The following is a 13,892-nucleotide window of genomic DNA, read 5'->3' on the forward strand; positions in this document are numbered from 1 at the left end:
TCGTCGATCGAGCCGAACCCGCCCGAGGCGATCACCGGGATCGAGATCGCTTCGGCAAGCTCGATCGTGGCGTCGAGGTTGAGGCCCTTCAACAGCCCGTCGCGGGCGATATCGGTGAAGATGATGGCGGCGACGCCGGCATCCTCGAAGCGCTGCGCGATTTCCAGCGCGGTGACTTCGGCGCTTTCCGCCCAGCCCTGCACCGCGACCTTGCCGTCGCGGGCGTCGAGCCCGACCGCGACGCGGCCGGGGAATTTTTTCGCGGCGTCCTTGACCAGCGCAGGATCGCGCACCGCCGCGGTGCCGATGATGACCCGGCTGACGCCCTTGCCGAGCCAGGCCTCAACGGTGGCGAGATCGCGAATCCCGCCGCCGAGCTGCACCGGCATGGTCACCACCTGCAGCATCGCTTCGACAGCCTTGGCGTTCATCGGCTTGCCGGCGAAGGCGCCGTCGAGATCGACCACGTGCAGATAGTCGAAGCCCTGCGCCGCGAAGCTGTTGGCTTGCGCTGCGGGGTCGAGGTTGAACACCGTGGCGCGGTCCATGTCGCCCTGCTCGAGGCGGACGCATTGGCCGTTCTTCAGGTCGATCGCGGGAAACAGAATCATAGCTAGCAACTCGCTCCGGCGTCATCCTGAGGTGCTCGCCGCACTCGCGGCGAGCCTCGAAGGATGGCCCAATTGGAAGAGCCGTCGCCCTTCGAGACGCCCGCCTTCGGCGGGCTCCTCAGGGTGACGGCGCAATCTCCGCGGAAAGCCATCACGGCTTCCACTTCAGAAAATTCGAGATCAGCGCCAACCCGAAGCGCTGGCTTTTCTCCGGGTGAAACTGGGTGCCGATCGCCGTGTCGCGACCGACCATCGCGGTGACCGGCCCGCCGTAATCGGCGCGCGCCAGCACGTCGGCTTCGTTGACCGCGGCGAGATGGAACGAGTGCACGAAATAGGCGTGGCGGCCGTTCGGGCCGAGCGGCAGCCGCTCCAGCACCGGATGCTCGCGCACCATCTCCAGCGTATTCCAGCCCATATGCGGAATCTTCAAATTCTCCTCGCGCGGCGTGATCTTCACCACGTCGCCGCGGATCCAGTCGAGCCCGTCAGTGGTGACGTGCTCCTTGCCGTGGGTCGCCATCAACTGCATGCCGACGCAGATCCCGAAAAACGGCCGCGCCTTGTCGCGCACCGCTTCGGTCATCGCCTGCACCATGCCGTCGACCGCGTCGAGCCCGCGGCGGCAATCGGCGAAGGCGCCGACGCCCGGCAGCACGATCCGATCGGCGCGGTAAACCACTTCGGGATCGCGGGTCACCACGATCTTGTCCGGCACCTCCATGGCGCGCGCGGCGCGCTCGAAGGCTTTCGCGGCGGAGTGCAGATTGCCGGAGCCGTAATCGATGATGGCGACGCTCATCGCGACGACCCCGGACGCGGAAACAACCCGAAAATGTCGGGCTGCAGCGAACTCGGCGAGCGGGTCGGCGGCGGCGCGCCGCGCTCCACCGGCCGATAATCCTCGACCCGCGGCGCGCTCGCCCAGCGGTCGAAGAACCGCCGCTCTGCGGTTTCTTCATCGTCGGCCACCACCAGATCGAGCTGGCGCCAGCCGCGCCGCGACAGCGTCCAGCGCCGCAGGCTAGCTGCTTCCAGCCCCATCAAAAGCGCGATCAACAGCATCACGGCCAGCCGGCTGCCGGCGTCGGCCTGCGCCGCGCTCAGCACCGCGGTGGCAACCACGTTCAACGCGACATAGCCGGCGAGCGCCAGCCACAGCCGGTGATAGAGCAGCCAGAACGGCCCGGCGAGGAAGGCCCAGACATGAAACCCGTCGCGCACGAACACGAAGCGCTCGGCCGAACTCGGCCGGTTCGTCGGGGCGGCGACGGGCGCGTGCACTGTGTAAACCGACATCGCGGTTCTCCAACCGATACTCAAAACCGATCAGCCGCCGAGCTGACCCTTGGTGGACGGCACTTCGCCGGCGGCGGAGGGATCGATCGCGACCGCCGCGCGCAGCGCCCGCGCCAGACCCTTGAAGCAGGATTCGGCGATGTGGTGGCTGTTCTCGCCATATAGGGTCTCGACATGCAGAGTCACAGCCGCATTCATCGCGAAGGCGTTGAACCATTCCCGCACCAGCTCGGTGTCGAATTCGCCGATCTTGTCGCGCGGGAACTCGGCCTTGAACACCAGCGTCGGGCGGCCGGAGATGTCGATCACCACCCGGGTCAGCGTCTCGTCCATCGGCAGATGGATGCTCGCATAGCGAGTGATCCCGGCCATATTGCCGAGCGCCTGCCTGACCGCCTGGCCGAGTGCGATGCCGACATCCTCGGTGGTGTGATGATAATCGATGTGCAGATCGCCGACCGCCTTGACGGTGATGTCGATCCGGGAATGCCGCGCCAACAGATCCAGCATGTGGTCGAAGAACCCGATCCCGGTGGAGATATTGGATACGCCGCTGCCGTCGAGGTCGACCGCGACCTCGATCGCGGTTTCCTTGGTCTTGCGCTTGATCGTCGCCGTGCGCATGAAGCGGGCTCCCGGGCTGAAAACGCGGCCCTTTTAACAGGCCGATGACGGCTTCGCTACAGCCGAACAAGCCGACGCGATCCCTCTTGCGGCTATGGTGAGCGAAAAACCGTCGGCCTGCCGCGATTTGCATCCCGGGCCCGGCGTGCCTAGATCAGCGCTCTCACGAGGAATCCCATGACCCCATTCCATACGGCCTCCGGCGAAGCATCGCCCCAGGTTTGGCACGGCACCACCATTCTGACCGTCCGCAAGGGCGGCCGCGTGGTGATCGGCGGCGACGGCCAGGTCTCGATCGGCCAGACCGTGATCAAATCCAACGCCAAAAAGGTGCGCAAGCTCGGCAAGGGCGACGTCATCGGCGGCTTCGCCGGCGCCACCGCCGACGCCTTCACGCTGTTCGAGCGGCTCGAGGCCAAGCTCGAACAATATCCCGGGCAACTCACCCGCGCCGCGGTCGAGCTCGCCAAGGACTGGCGCACCGACCGCTACCTGCGCCGGCTGGAGGCGATGATGATCGTCGCCGACAAGGAGGTCTCGCTGGTGTTGACCGGCACCGGCGACGTGCTGGAGCCGGAAGCCGGCGTGATGGCGATCGGCTCCGGCGGCAATTACGCGCTGGCCGCGGCGCGGGCGCTGATCGACAGCGACAAGGACGCCGAGGCGATCGTGCGCCGCTCGCTGGATATCGCCGCCGACATCTGCGTCTACACCAACCGCAACGTCACCGTGGAAACGCTGAGCGGCTGACGCGCGCTTTCTTCCCTCTCCCCTTGTGGGAGAGGGTGCCCGAGCGAAGCGAGGGCGGGTGAGGGGTTTGCCTCACCGACTCGCAACAACCCCTCACCCGGCACGGACGTCGTCCGCGCCACCCTCTCCCACAAGGGGAGAGGGAAAGAAGCAGAGACATGACCGACTTTTCCCCCCGCGAAATCGTTTCCGAACTCGACCGTTTCATCGTCGGCCAGCACGACGCCAAGCGTGCGGTGTCGATCGCGCTGCGCAACCGCTGGCGGCGGCTGCAGCTCGAAGGCAACTTGCGCGAAGAGGTGCTGCCGAAGAACATTTTGATGATCGGGCCGACCGGGGTCGGCAAGACCGAGATCGCGCGGCGGCTGGCGAAACTCGCCGGCGCGCCCTTCATCAAGGTCGAGGCCACCAAATTCACCGAGGTCGGCTATGTCGGCCGCGACGTCGAGCAGATCATCCGCGATCTGGTCGAGGTCGCGATCGCCCAGGTGCGGGAGCGCAAGCGCAAGGACGTCCAGGCTCGCGCCCAGATCGCCGCCGAGGAGCGCGTACTCGACGCTCTGGTCGGCGCCAATTCCAGCGCCACCACGCGGGATTCGTTCCGCAGGAAGCTGCGCGCCGGCGAACTTAACGACAAGGAGATCGAGGTCGAGATCCAGTCCAGCGGTGGCGGCCCGTCGATGTTCGAAATTCCCGGCATGCCCGGCGCCCAGCTCGGCGCGATCTCGATCGGCGACATCTTCGGCAAGATGGGCGGCCGCAGCAAAACCAGGCGGCTGACGGTGGAGGATTCCCACGAGCTCCTGGTCAACGAGGAGGCCGACAAGCTTCTGGACAGCGATCAGCTGGTGCAGGAGGCGATTGGTGCCGTCGAGAACAACGGCATCGTGTTCCTCGACGAGATCGACAAGATCTGCGTGCGCGACGGCCGCAGCGGCGGCGAGGTGTCGCGCGAGGGCGTGCAGCGCGACCTGTTGCCGCTGATCGAGGGCACCACGGTGTCGACCAAGCACGGCGCGGTGAAGACCGACCACATCCTGTTCATCGCCTCCGGCGCCTTCCACATCGCCAAGCCGAGCGACCTGTTGCCGGAATTGCAGGGCCGGCTGCCGATCCGGGTCGAACTCGACGCGCTGACCCGCGACGACATGCGGCGGATTCTCACCGAGCCGGAGGCCTCGCTGATCAAGCAATATGTCGCCTTGCTGCAGACCGAGGGCGTGGTGCTCGACATCACCGACGCGGCGGTCGACGCGCTCGCCGACGTCGCGGTGGCGGTGAATTCCAGCGTCGAGAACATCGGCGCGCGGCGGCTGCAGACCGTGATGGAGCGGGTGCTCGACGAGATCTCGTTCACCGCGCCGGACCGCGATGGCGAGACCATCCGGATCGACGCCGACTATGTGCAGAAGCACGTCGGCGACCTCGCCAAGAACGCCGATCTCAGCCGGTTCATTTTGTGAGCTGCTGTATCGTAGGGCGTCGCCGCACTTGCAGGCGTCATCCGCGGGCTTGACCCGCGGATCCATCGCCCCTCACGAGATGATTTTTCAAGAGGATGGATTGCCGGGTCAAGCCCGGCAATGACAGCGTGGGGCTGTGAGCACTATCGCAGCCGCCGCACCCGGACATAGAGCGCGCCTTCGCCGCCATGGCCGATATGGGCCTCCTCGAAGCCGACCACCAGCGCGCGGAATTCCGGCAGGCCGAGCCAATGCGGCACCTGGCGGCGCAGCACGCCGCGCTCGGAGTCCGGGCCGACGCTGCGGCCCTTGCCGGTGATCACCAGCACGAAGGTCATGCCCTCGGAGCTGGCGCGATGCAGGAACGACAATAGCGCGCCATGCGCCCGGCTCTGCGTCATGCCGTGCAGGTCGATGCGGCCGTCGATGCTCTTCTTGCCGCGCGACAGATGCGCGCGCTCGCGCCGGCCGATCGGCGCCAACGGCGGCGCCGGCCGCGGCGCATCGAGCTTCGCCGCCGGCCTGGTCTTGCCGGGGGCGACCGGCTTCACCGCCGCGGCGGGCTTCGAACGCCGCAGCGCCGGTTCGGGCGGCGTGGCGACGGCAGCGGCTTTGGCGACGCGGTGCTTCTTGCGCAGCGGCTTGACCTGTTTGGCGACGCTCTCCCACAGCTCGCGCTCCGGCTCGCTCAGCGCGCGGCGCCGCCGCGGCGAAACTAGCGCTTCGGAAATCTGCGGCGGGTCCTTGCTCATCGCGCCCAATGCCAACGGCGATGATGCCGCCGATGCCGATGCGGCCGCCTGACCGGCACCGGCCGAAGCTCTGGCGCCGTCGCCGGTCGCGCCTCCGGCAACGGCACGCCGGCCGCCGCTGCGGCGAGCCTTTTGGATGAATCGGCGGCCGGCGGCGCACCCTTTGCGGCCTCCGCGCCCGGCGTTGCCGGGTTGGCTGGCGGCGCAGACGGCGGTTGGGCCGACTTTTGATCGCCGGCGGGCTTCGGCTGCTGCGCTTGCGGAAACAGCCTGGCGATTTTGGCCGACGGCCGCGCTTCCGGCAGCGGCATGGTGCGGCCCCGCGTCGAGGGATCGAGGCTGTTCGGTACCAGCATCACGAAGCGGGCGGCGTGGCGCAGCCGGCCGGACACCCGCCCAGCCTCGGCGCCGGCGCCGAAATACAGGTCGGCACGCGCCGGCCCGACGATCGCCGAGCCGGTGTCCTGCGCCACCATCAGCCGATGAAACGGCGTCGTGGTCTGCTCGGACTCAAGCGGCAGATCGGCGGCGATGAAAAACGGTGTGCCGTAGACGTGCAGCGATTTGTCGACCGCGATCGAGCGCCCCGGCGTCAGCGGCACGCCCTGCGCGCCGACCGCCTCGTCCTGGTCCGACAGATCGACCGCGCGGAAGAACACGTAGGAGCGGTTCTGCCGGCGCAGCTCATTGGCGCCGTCGGGATTGTCCTCCATCCACTGCCGGATCCGCTGCATCGACATCTGCTCTTTCGGAATGATGTTGCGCTCGATCAGGATGCGGCCGACCGGCGTGTAGGGATAACCGTTATGTGCGTCGTAATTGATTCGCAGCGTGGTGCCGTCCTCGAAACGCACCCGCGCCGAGCCCTGGATCTGGGTGAACAACAGATCGGTCTGGCTCTTCAGCCAGCACAATTCCAGCCCGCGGCCGGCCACCGCGCCGTCCTCGATTGCGCCGCGATCGTAATACGGCACCAGCTTGCGCCGCCCGATCTTGCGAAACACCTCGCCCTTGTTGGGCAGCCCGACCGCGCCCTGGCTGACGCCGCGCACGAACAGATTGGAGGGCCGGCGATACACCGGCACGGTGTAGACGTCGGTCGGCGTGCGCGAGCCGTCGAGCACCGGCTCGTAATAGCCGGTGACGAAGCCGTCGGTCTCGCCGAGCTTGGCAATTCGCACCGGCACAAAATGCCGCTCGAAGAACGCGCGGGCCGCGGTCTGATCGGTGATGTCGGCGGTGCGGGCGAGGAGGCAGGGCTCACGTAGCGAGCCGCCGAGCGGCTTGGCGTCGCTGGCGGGGCCGCGTTGCGCCGCGATCGGCTTGCAGCTTGCACGAAACGCTTTGAACGCCGCGAGCTGGTCGTCGTCGCTCCAGCCGGCGACCTCGGCCCAGCCGACCGGCATATATTGGCCGTTGGGGATTTCCGGCGGCCACACCGCCACCGGACGAGGGTGCGGGCGCGAATGCTGATGCCGAGCCTCGGCCGGAGCCTGGGCAAGTGACAGCGCCGCCGCCAGCAGCGCGCAGACGGCGGCGCGCAAGCCGCCGCGGCTAGTGCACGCTGCCGGTGCCGACCAGCTTCCAGTTCGGATCGCGCGATCCGACGTCTCGGGCAAATGTCCAAACATCGGTGATATCGGCGACCTTGTCCGGGTTTCCATCGACAATCGCGCCCGTCTTGTCGCGGGTCACGGTGATCATCTGCGAGACGAATCGCACGGTCAATTGCGCCGCGCGGTCGCGCGCCTCGGCCGACACCAGTTCGGCCTTGTCGATCGAGACGAAGCGGGTTTCGGTCTTCTGGTCGTGTTTCTCGCGCTCGCGAATCACCGCCTCGAAGCTGTCATAGACTTCGGCCGACAACAGATCCTTCAGCGCGCGGCGATCACCATTGGCAAAGGCCAGCACGATCATCTCATAGGCGCCGCGGGCGCCGCTCAGGAAGTGCTGCGGATCGAACGAGGAATCCTGCGCCGCGATGGCGTTGAGCCCCTGCGCCAGCGGCGTGCCGGGTTCGGCCACGCCTTTCCAGCGATCAATCGGCGGCGCCACGTCGGCGGAGGGGGTCAGCGGCGCCGGATCGAGCACCGCGCCCGGCAACGGCACGACGTTGTCCTGCGCGCCGCGCACCACGTCGCGGGCGGCGCGATCGAACGGCGGCCGCTCATTGCCGGTTTTCTGGCCGAGCACATTGCGGAGACGCAGGAAGATAAACACCGCAAGGGCCAAGAAGATGATGGTGTAAATATCCACGTCGCATTCGCTTTCTGGTCAGCGCCGGACACATCCGGCGTCAATGCATCCCGAGGGAAGACGGAGTTGATGATCTCGAAGGTTGAGCTCTTAGCATGTAGGCATGAACCGAGCCCAGCCAATGGCGGGATTTGGCACAAAGCGGCTCGGCGGCGAAGGTATCGTCATGCTGCCCCTTGATTTGCTTGAATTGTAGCGCGTTTTGCGATTCAGGGGAAACCCCAAGGTTTCACGGAAAATGCCTCGCCTTCAATGCTTTAGCCGAAGGTCGCGGCCTCACGGCAGGAGCCGCGGCGGCAGCAGCGGCGGATTTTGAGCCGATCCAGCGCGGCGTGCGGCGCGGCGCCGCTTCCGTCCTTGTGGAACGCGGCGGGGCTATGATAGCCACTGCGCCCGACAACACCTTCTCGCAATCGCGACATCGCCGGGCGGCGTCCGCTTTGGCGACGCTTCAGGAGAACCCTTATGACCAACGGCAACGGCGCGCCTCCGGAAGCGGCCCAGGCTCCCCAGCTCAACGTGCTGGCGCAATACACCAAGGATCTGTCGTTCGAGAATCCGAACGCCCCGGCCTCGCTGGCGCCGCAGGCGCAGCAGCCGTCGATCAACATCCAGATCAACGTCACCGCCAATACGCTGGCCGACAGCGAATTCGAGGTGACGCTTTCGATCGAGGGCAAGGCCGACAATGCCGGCTCGCTGATCTTCAGCTTCGAACTGCAATATGCCGGCGTGTTCCGCATCCTCAACGTGCCGAAGGAAAACCTGCATCCTTTGGTGATGATCGAATGCCCGCGGCTGCTGTTTCCGTTCGCCCGCGAGATCATCGCCACCTCGGTGCGCGACGGCGGCTTCCCGCCCTTGATGCTCGATCCGGTGGATTTCGTCGGCCTGTATCGCCAGAACATGGAGCGCCAGGCCGCCGCGGCTGCCGCCGCCGACGAGGCCAAGCCGAGCTGATCGAGCGGCGCTTCTTCACACAAGTCACAAGATTGGATTTCAACAGGCCGGGCTTTGCAGCCCGGCTTGTTTCGTTTGCGGCGCGGCTTGGCTTACTACGCCGGCCACATATCAAGTCGTCATTCCGGGGCGCGAGAGCGAAGCTCGAGCGAACCCGGAATCTTGCCGCGCATGCCGGAATCTATCGTTGTTGCGAGATTCCGGGTTCGCTCACAGCTGACGCTGTTCGCGCCCCGGAATGACTCGTTGTTGGCTGTAGCCGACTACATACAGCCAGATCGACGACGCGCTACGCCTCGCCGAAATACTCGTTCCACAGCGGCTTGTCGCCGAGCGTGGCGACGAAGGCGCGGTGCGCGGCGCGGTCGGCGTCGCTGACCCGCGGCGCCAACGGCACCTCGCGCTGCCGCCGCGGCGCGTCGCCCGGCCGGTGCGAGCGCGACGGCGCAGCTTCCGCCAGAATCAGTTGCGACTGCCGGGCGCCGATCAGGTCGATATAGACTTCGGCCAACAGTTCGGCGTCGAGCAGCGCGCCGTGCTTGGTGCGCCGCGAATTGTCGATCGCATAGCGCGAGCACAGATCGTCGAGCCGGTTGGAGACGCCGGGATGCTTGCGCCGCGCCAACAACAGCGTGTCGACCAGCCGGTCGCGCGGAATCGGCTGCCGGGCGATCTTGGCCAGTTCGGCGTTGATGAAGCCGATGTCGAACGAGGCGTTGTGGATCACCAAGGGCGCGTCGGCGATGAAGTCGAGAAACTCGTCGACCACCTCGGCGAACAAAGGCTTGGTCGCGAGAAATTCGGCGGACAGCCCGTGCACCGCAAAGGCTTCCTGCGGCATGTCGCGCTCGGGATTGATGTAGCGGTGAAAGGTCTGCCCAGTCGGCATCCGGTTGAAGATCTCGACGCAGCCGATCTCGACCAGCCGATCGCCGCGCAGCGGATCGAGGCCGGTGGTTTCGGTGTCGAGGACGATTTCACGCATCGGTGCAACTTTCAGTCCGGTTGATTCGATCAGCTCCCCGCGTCGTCATCCGGGGCGCGGGGCCGGGCGCTTCGCTTGTCGCTAGATTCCGGGTTCGCTTGCAGCTAAAGCTGCTCGCGCCCCGGAATGACGGCCCTTTGGCGACGGCGAATCAGGGGCGCCGCCGCGGCATTCTAGCAGTGGCGGCGAGGATATCGCGGATCTGCGCCCGCACCGGCTCCAAACCGTGCGAGGTATCCACCACGAAATCCGCGCGCTTGCGCTTTTCGGCATCCGGCAATTGCCGCGCCAAAAGCGCGTCGAGCTTGTCGCCGGTCATGCCCTGGCGAGCGAGAATCCGCGCCCGCTGCACTTCGGGCGAGGTGGTGACCACCACCACGGCGTCGACCCGGGCGTCGCCGCCGGTCTCGAACAACAACGGCACGTCGACCACCGCGACCGGAGCGCCGGATTGTTCCGCGTCGGCGAGGAATTGCTGGTGGTGCGCACGCAGCAGCGGATGCACGATCGCTTCGAGCCGCTGCATCGCCGCAGGATCATGCAGCACCCGCGCCGACAACAGCGCGCGGTCGACCTTGCCGTTCAGCGTGGTGCCGGGAAACGCCGCCTCGACCGCGGGTGCGGCCTCGCCGTCGTAGATCCGATGCACGGTGGCATCGGCGTCGTACACCGGCACGCCGGCCTCGGCGAACAATCGCGCGGTGGTTGACTTGCCCATGCCGATCGAGCCGGTCAGTCCCAGGATCCGCATGGCGCCGTCCCCTGATTCAGAACGCCAGCAACCGCTGCTGCCGCAGATAGCTCAACAGCGGCACCAGCGGCAGGCCGAGAATGGTGAAGTGATCGCCATGGATGCCGTCGAACAGATGCACGCCGAGGCCTTCGACCTGATAGCCGCCGACGCTGGAGGTCGCGGCATCGCCGGCCTCGTTGAGATAGGCCTCGATCTCGGCCTCGGTGAGCTGGCGCATCGTCATCCGCGCCACCGAGGTTTCGGCAAACACCGTCTTGCCGTTGCGCACTAAGGCGATCGCCGAATGCAATTCGTGGCGGCGGCCGGACAGCGTGCGCAATTGTGCGGTGGCCTTGGCGCGGTCGGCGGGTTTGATGAAGGTCCGCTCGCCGAGCGCCAGCGTCTGGTCGGCGCCGAGCACCAGGCGACCGGGCAGCCGCTGCGACACCACCAGGGCCTTTTCCTCGGCGAGCCGGGCGGCGATTTCCGCCGGCGAGCTCAGGCCGGAGGCCTGCTGCACGCCGCGTTCGTCGATCGCGGCGGGGATCGCCTCGAAGGGAATGCCGGCGTTTTGCAGCAACATCTGTCGCGCATAGCTTTGCGACGCCAGAACCAGCGGTTGCGATCCGAGCCAGATCGTCATTCCTGTTGTCGCTGCCGCTGCCGGTCGGCCAACAGCTTCATCACCGCGGCCGCGGTTTCCTCGATCGAGCGCCGCGTGACCTCGAGCAGCGCCCAGCCATATTTCGCGCTCAGCCTACGGGCGAACGAGACCTCGTCATTGACCGATTGGCGGTCGATGTAATCCTCGTTGCCGACGGTGGCGCCCATCGACAGCAGCCGGTTCTGCCGCACCTGGATCAGCCGCTCCGGGGTGGCGTGCAGGCTGACCACCAGCGGCTTGGTCAGGGTCTCGAGCTGGTGCGGAATAGCGATTCCGGGCACCAGCGGCACGTTGGCGGTGCGAATGCCGCGGTTGGCGAGATAGATCGAGGTCGGCGTCTTCGAGGTGCGCGACACGCCCACCAGCACCACGTCGGCGTCTTCCAGGCCTTCGACGTGCTGGCCATCGTCATGGATCATCGAATAATTCAGCGCGTCGATGCGCTTGAAATATTCTGCGTTGAGGGTGTGCTGGGCGCCGACCCGGCCGGTGGTGGAGGAGCCGAGATAGGCCTGGAACAGTTGCATCACCGGGCCGATGATCGACAGGCTCGGAATGTTGACTTCCTCGCATTTGGCCTCGAGCCGCTCGACCAGATCCTTTTCCAAAAGCGTGAACAGCACGATGCCCGGCGCTTCCTCGATCTCGGCCAACACCCGGTCGAGCTGCTTCTGGCTGCGCACCAAGGGATAGACGTGTTCGACCGGGCTGACATTGGCGTATTGCGCCGCGACCGCGCGGGACACCGTGATCAAAGTCTCGCCGGTCGAATCGGACACCAGATGGAGATGAAAATAGCTGCCGTCGGTGGGCATCATAAGCCTGTATATCCTGTGAATCGCTGTGGGGCGTTCGGGCGGTCGCGGCGTCGCTGGCGCGGCACCCGGGATAAGCCGGAATTTTCTACACAGGACTCCTCGCGGGGATCTTATCGGGGATCGTTAGGAATGGTAGCGGGGTTATGTCGGCTTGTCTCTTGATAAGACAGCCGAGACCTGGCGCAAGTCGCTGAGGCTGGGCGGATTCTTGCGCGCTGTGGAGGGCCGGGAAAACTCCGCCGCGTTGTGCACAAGCCCGGGACAATTCCGGATTGTGTTGCGTGGGCCTAATCCACTGCCACTTAGACTCTAACCTAAGATTCTATAACTATTGTTTTAGAAAAGGATGGCTTGCGGAAAACGCGTTGTTCGAGCATTTCGATAATGCCCGTGTTAGGCATGGCGTTCCGGGCGTTGGAAAAAATCCGAGCGACCGGACACCGCAGTGAGAGTTGTATGGCCGAGTTGATTTACCCGTGGGTTAAGGCGCTGCACGTCATCGCGGTGATCTCCTGGATGGCCGGCATGCTCTACATGCCGCGGTTGTTCGTCTATCATTGCAGCGCGACGGTCGGATCGAAACAGTCCGAAACCTTCAAGGTGATGGAGCGCCGGCTCTACAAGGCGATCATGAACCCGGCGATGATGCTGGCCTGGGTGGCCGGGCTCTACATCGCCTGGGATCGCGGTTTCCTGATGGACGGCTGGTTTCACGGCAAGCTCGCCGCGGTGGTGCTGATGACCGTGATCCACATTTTGCTGGGCCGCTATGTGCGCGATTTCGCCTCTGACCGGAACACGCACAGCCACAAATTCTATCGCGTTATCAACGAGATTCCTACGCTGCTGATGATCGTCGCGGTGATCCTGGTGGTGGTCAAGCCGTAGCGTTTTGGGGCGTCGCGGCCGGCCGATGGGGAATTTCTTGCGTCCCGGCGTTCGATTTTCTATATTGTGGCCATCCCACCCACGCAGGCGGATGCAGGCGCATTCTGGTTTGGTTGTTTGACCGGACGCCTCTTAAGGTTTGAAGCCCCCTCCCGGCACCTTCCTTTGGATAAACGTCCTGCCTCGAGACTTCCTGCCACAAGACCTGCGGACTTTCCTGATCTTTCTGGCGTTCGCGTCGTTGAACTCCTCGCCATCCCTCTCCGTTTTTCCACAGGATCCTCCCAATGCGGGAAATGAAGCTTCAAGACCTCAAGGCGAAGACGCCGGCTGAACTGGTGTCGTTCGCCGAAGAACTCGGGGTCGAAAACGCCAGCACGATGCGCAAGCAGGAGCTGATGTTTGCCAGCCTCAAGCAGTTGGCGATCAAGGAAACCGACATCATCGGCGAAGGCGTTGTCGAAGTGCTGTCCGACGGCTTCGGCTTTCTGCGCTCGCCGGATGCGAATTATCTGCCCGGCCCGGATGACATCTACGTCTCGCCGTCGCAGATCCGCCGCTTCGGGTTGCGCACCGGTGACACCATCGAGGGCCATATCCGCAGCCCGAAGGAAGGCGAGCGCTACTTCGCGCTGCTCAAGGTCAATACGCTGAATTTCGAGGACCCGGAAAAGTCCAAGCACAAGGTCAATTTCGACAATCTGACGCCGCTGTTTCCGGACCAGCGCTTCCGGCTCGAACTGGAAGACTCCACGCGCAAAGATCTGTCGGCGCGGGTGATCGACATCGTGGCGCCGATCGGCAAGGGCCAGCGCGCGCTGATCGTGGCGCCGCCGCGCACCGGCAAGACCGTGCTGATGCAGAACATCGCGCATTCGATCACCGCCAACCATCCGGAATGCTACCTGATCGTGCTGTTGATCGACGAGCGGCCGGAGGAAGTCACCGACATGCAGCGCTCGGTGAAAGGCGAGGTGGTATCCTCGACTTTCGACGAGCCGGCGGTGCGTCACGTCCAGGTCGCCGAGATGGTGATCGAGAAGGCCAAGCGGCTGGTCGAACACGGCCGCGACGTCGTCATCCTGCTCG

16 protein-coding genes are annotated in these 13,892 nt (G+C 65.5%); 5 read left to right on the forward strand and 11 right to left on the reverse strand.

Annotated features, from left to right (window positions below):
* From hisA to hisB, 4 genes are all read right to left on the reverse strand, one after another.
* Positions 1-611 (reverse strand): 1-(5-phosphoribosyl)-5-[(5-phosphoribosylamino)methylideneamino]imidazole-4-carboxamide isomerase (gene hisA, locus VGC77_RS15810; RefSeq protein WP_331172520.1); only part of this gene is annotated, 611 nt, incomplete at its 3' end.
* 151 nt (positions 612-762) lie between these two features.
* Complete coding sequence (hisH, locus tag VGC77_RS15815; RefSeq protein ID WP_331172521.1) at positions 763-1,413, reverse strand: imidazole glycerol phosphate synthase subunit HisH; 651 nt, start codon at positions 1,411-1,413, stop codon at positions 763-765.
* Positions 1,410-1,910 (reverse strand): DUF2628 domain-containing protein, encoded by a 501-nt coding sequence (locus VGC77_RS15820; protein WP_331172522.1) that lies wholly within the window; start codon positions 1,908-1,910, stop codon positions 1,410-1,412. The genes hisH and VGC77_RS15820 overlap by 4 nt, the downstream gene beginning before the upstream one ends.
* Before the next feature lie 30 nt (positions 1,911-1,940).
* Entirely contained in the window at positions 1,941-2,534 is a 594-nt protein-coding gene (gene hisB / locus VGC77_RS15825; protein ID WP_331172523.1) for an imidazoleglycerol-phosphate dehydratase HisB, read from the reverse strand.
* 177 nt (positions 2,535-2,711) lie between these two features.
* On the opposite strand from hisB, the gene hslV reads away from it, so the two are divergent.
* Together hslV and hslU are read left to right on the forward strand one after the other, a co-directional pair.
* Positions 2,712-3,284, forward strand: a complete 573-nt coding sequence (gene hslV / locus VGC77_RS15830; RefSeq protein WP_331172524.1) for an ATP-dependent protease subunit HslV — start codon at positions 2,712-2,714, stop codon at positions 3,282-3,284.
* Positions 3,285-3,442: 158 nt separating this feature from the next.
* Positions 3,443-4,747: an ATP-dependent protease ATPase subunit HslU gene (gene hslU / locus VGC77_RS15835; RefSeq protein ID WP_331172525.1), complete on the forward strand. Its 1,305-nt coding sequence runs from the start codon at positions 3,443-3,445 to the stop codon at positions 4,745-4,747.
* Positions 4,748-4,890: 143 nt separating this feature from the next.
* Here the strand turns inward: hslU and VGC77_RS15840 are convergent, their stop codons facing one another.
* Genes VGC77_RS15840 through VGC77_RS15850 form a run of 3 tightly spaced genes read right to left on the reverse strand, consistent with a single transcriptional unit; the run spans position 4,891 to position 7,755 of the window.
* On the reverse strand, positions 4,891-5,499 hold the full coding sequence (locus tag VGC77_RS15840) for a Smr/MutS family protein (RefSeq protein ID WP_331172526.1): 609 nt from the start codon (positions 5,497-5,499) through the stop codon (positions 4,891-4,893).
* Positions 5,496-7,130 carry a murein transglycosylase A gene (locus VGC77_RS15845; protein WP_414709681.1) on the reverse strand — a complete coding sequence of 545 codons (1,635 nt, stop codon included), beginning with the start codon at positions 7,128-7,130 and terminating at the stop codon, positions 5,496-5,498. The genes VGC77_RS15840 and VGC77_RS15845 overlap by 4 nt, the downstream gene beginning before the upstream one ends.
* Positions 7,054-7,755: a Tim44/TimA family putative adaptor protein gene (locus tag VGC77_RS15850; protein ID WP_331172527.1), complete on the reverse strand. Its 702-nt coding sequence runs from the start codon at positions 7,753-7,755 to the stop codon at positions 7,054-7,056. The genes VGC77_RS15845 and VGC77_RS15850 overlap by 77 nt, the downstream gene beginning before the upstream one ends.
* A gap of 465 nt (positions 7,756-8,220) precedes the next feature.
* Between VGC77_RS15850 and secB the strand changes: the two genes are divergently transcribed.
* Positions 8,221-8,715 (forward strand): protein-export chaperone SecB, encoded by a 495-nt coding sequence (gene secB, locus VGC77_RS15855; protein ID WP_331172528.1) that lies wholly within the window; start codon positions 8,221-8,223, stop codon positions 8,713-8,715.
* Between the two features lie 289 nt (positions 8,716-9,004).
* Here secB and dnaQ read toward each other — a convergent pair whose 3' ends face one another.
* The 4 genes from dnaQ to VGC77_RS15875 form a co-directional block, all read right to left on the reverse strand.
* Positions 9,005-9,700 (reverse strand): DNA polymerase III subunit epsilon, encoded by a 696-nt coding sequence (gene dnaQ / locus VGC77_RS15860; protein WP_331172529.1) that lies wholly within the window; start codon positions 9,698-9,700, stop codon positions 9,005-9,007.
* A gap of 151 nt (positions 9,701-9,851) precedes the next feature.
* Positions 9,852-10,451, reverse strand: a complete 600-nt coding sequence (gene coaE, locus VGC77_RS15865) for a dephospho-CoA kinase (protein WP_331172530.1) — start codon at positions 10,449-10,451, stop codon at positions 9,852-9,854.
* 16 nt (positions 10,452-10,467) lie between these two features.
* Complete coding sequence (locus tag VGC77_RS15870) at positions 10,468-11,076, reverse strand: Maf family nucleotide pyrophosphatase (protein ID WP_331172531.1); 609 nt, start codon at positions 11,074-11,076, stop codon at positions 10,468-10,470.
* On the reverse strand, positions 11,073-11,912 hold the full coding sequence (locus tag VGC77_RS15875; protein WP_331172535.1) for a pyruvate, water dikinase regulatory protein: 840 nt from the start codon (positions 11,910-11,912) through the stop codon (positions 11,073-11,075). Before VGC77_RS15875 ends, VGC77_RS15870 begins: the two co-directional genes overlap by 4 nt.
* Before the next feature lie 459 nt (positions 11,913-12,371).
* On the opposite strand from VGC77_RS15875, the gene hemJ reads away from it, so the two are divergent.
* Together hemJ and rho are read left to right on the forward strand one after the other, a co-directional pair.
* Positions 12,372-12,803: a protoporphyrinogen oxidase HemJ gene (gene hemJ, locus VGC77_RS15880; protein WP_331172532.1), complete on the forward strand. Its 432-nt coding sequence runs from the start codon at positions 12,372-12,374 to the stop codon at positions 12,801-12,803.
* A 287-nt stretch (positions 12,804-13,090) separates the two neighbouring features.
* On the forward strand, positions 13,091-13,892 hold an 802-nt coding region (rho, locus tag VGC77_RS15885; RefSeq protein WP_331172533.1), incomplete at its 3' end, for a transcription termination factor Rho.

Source organism: Rhodopseudomonas sp. (genome assembly GCF_036404135.1).
Taxonomy (GTDB): Bacteria; Pseudomonadota; Alphaproteobacteria; order Rhizobiales; family Xanthobacteraceae; genus Rhodopseudomonas_A.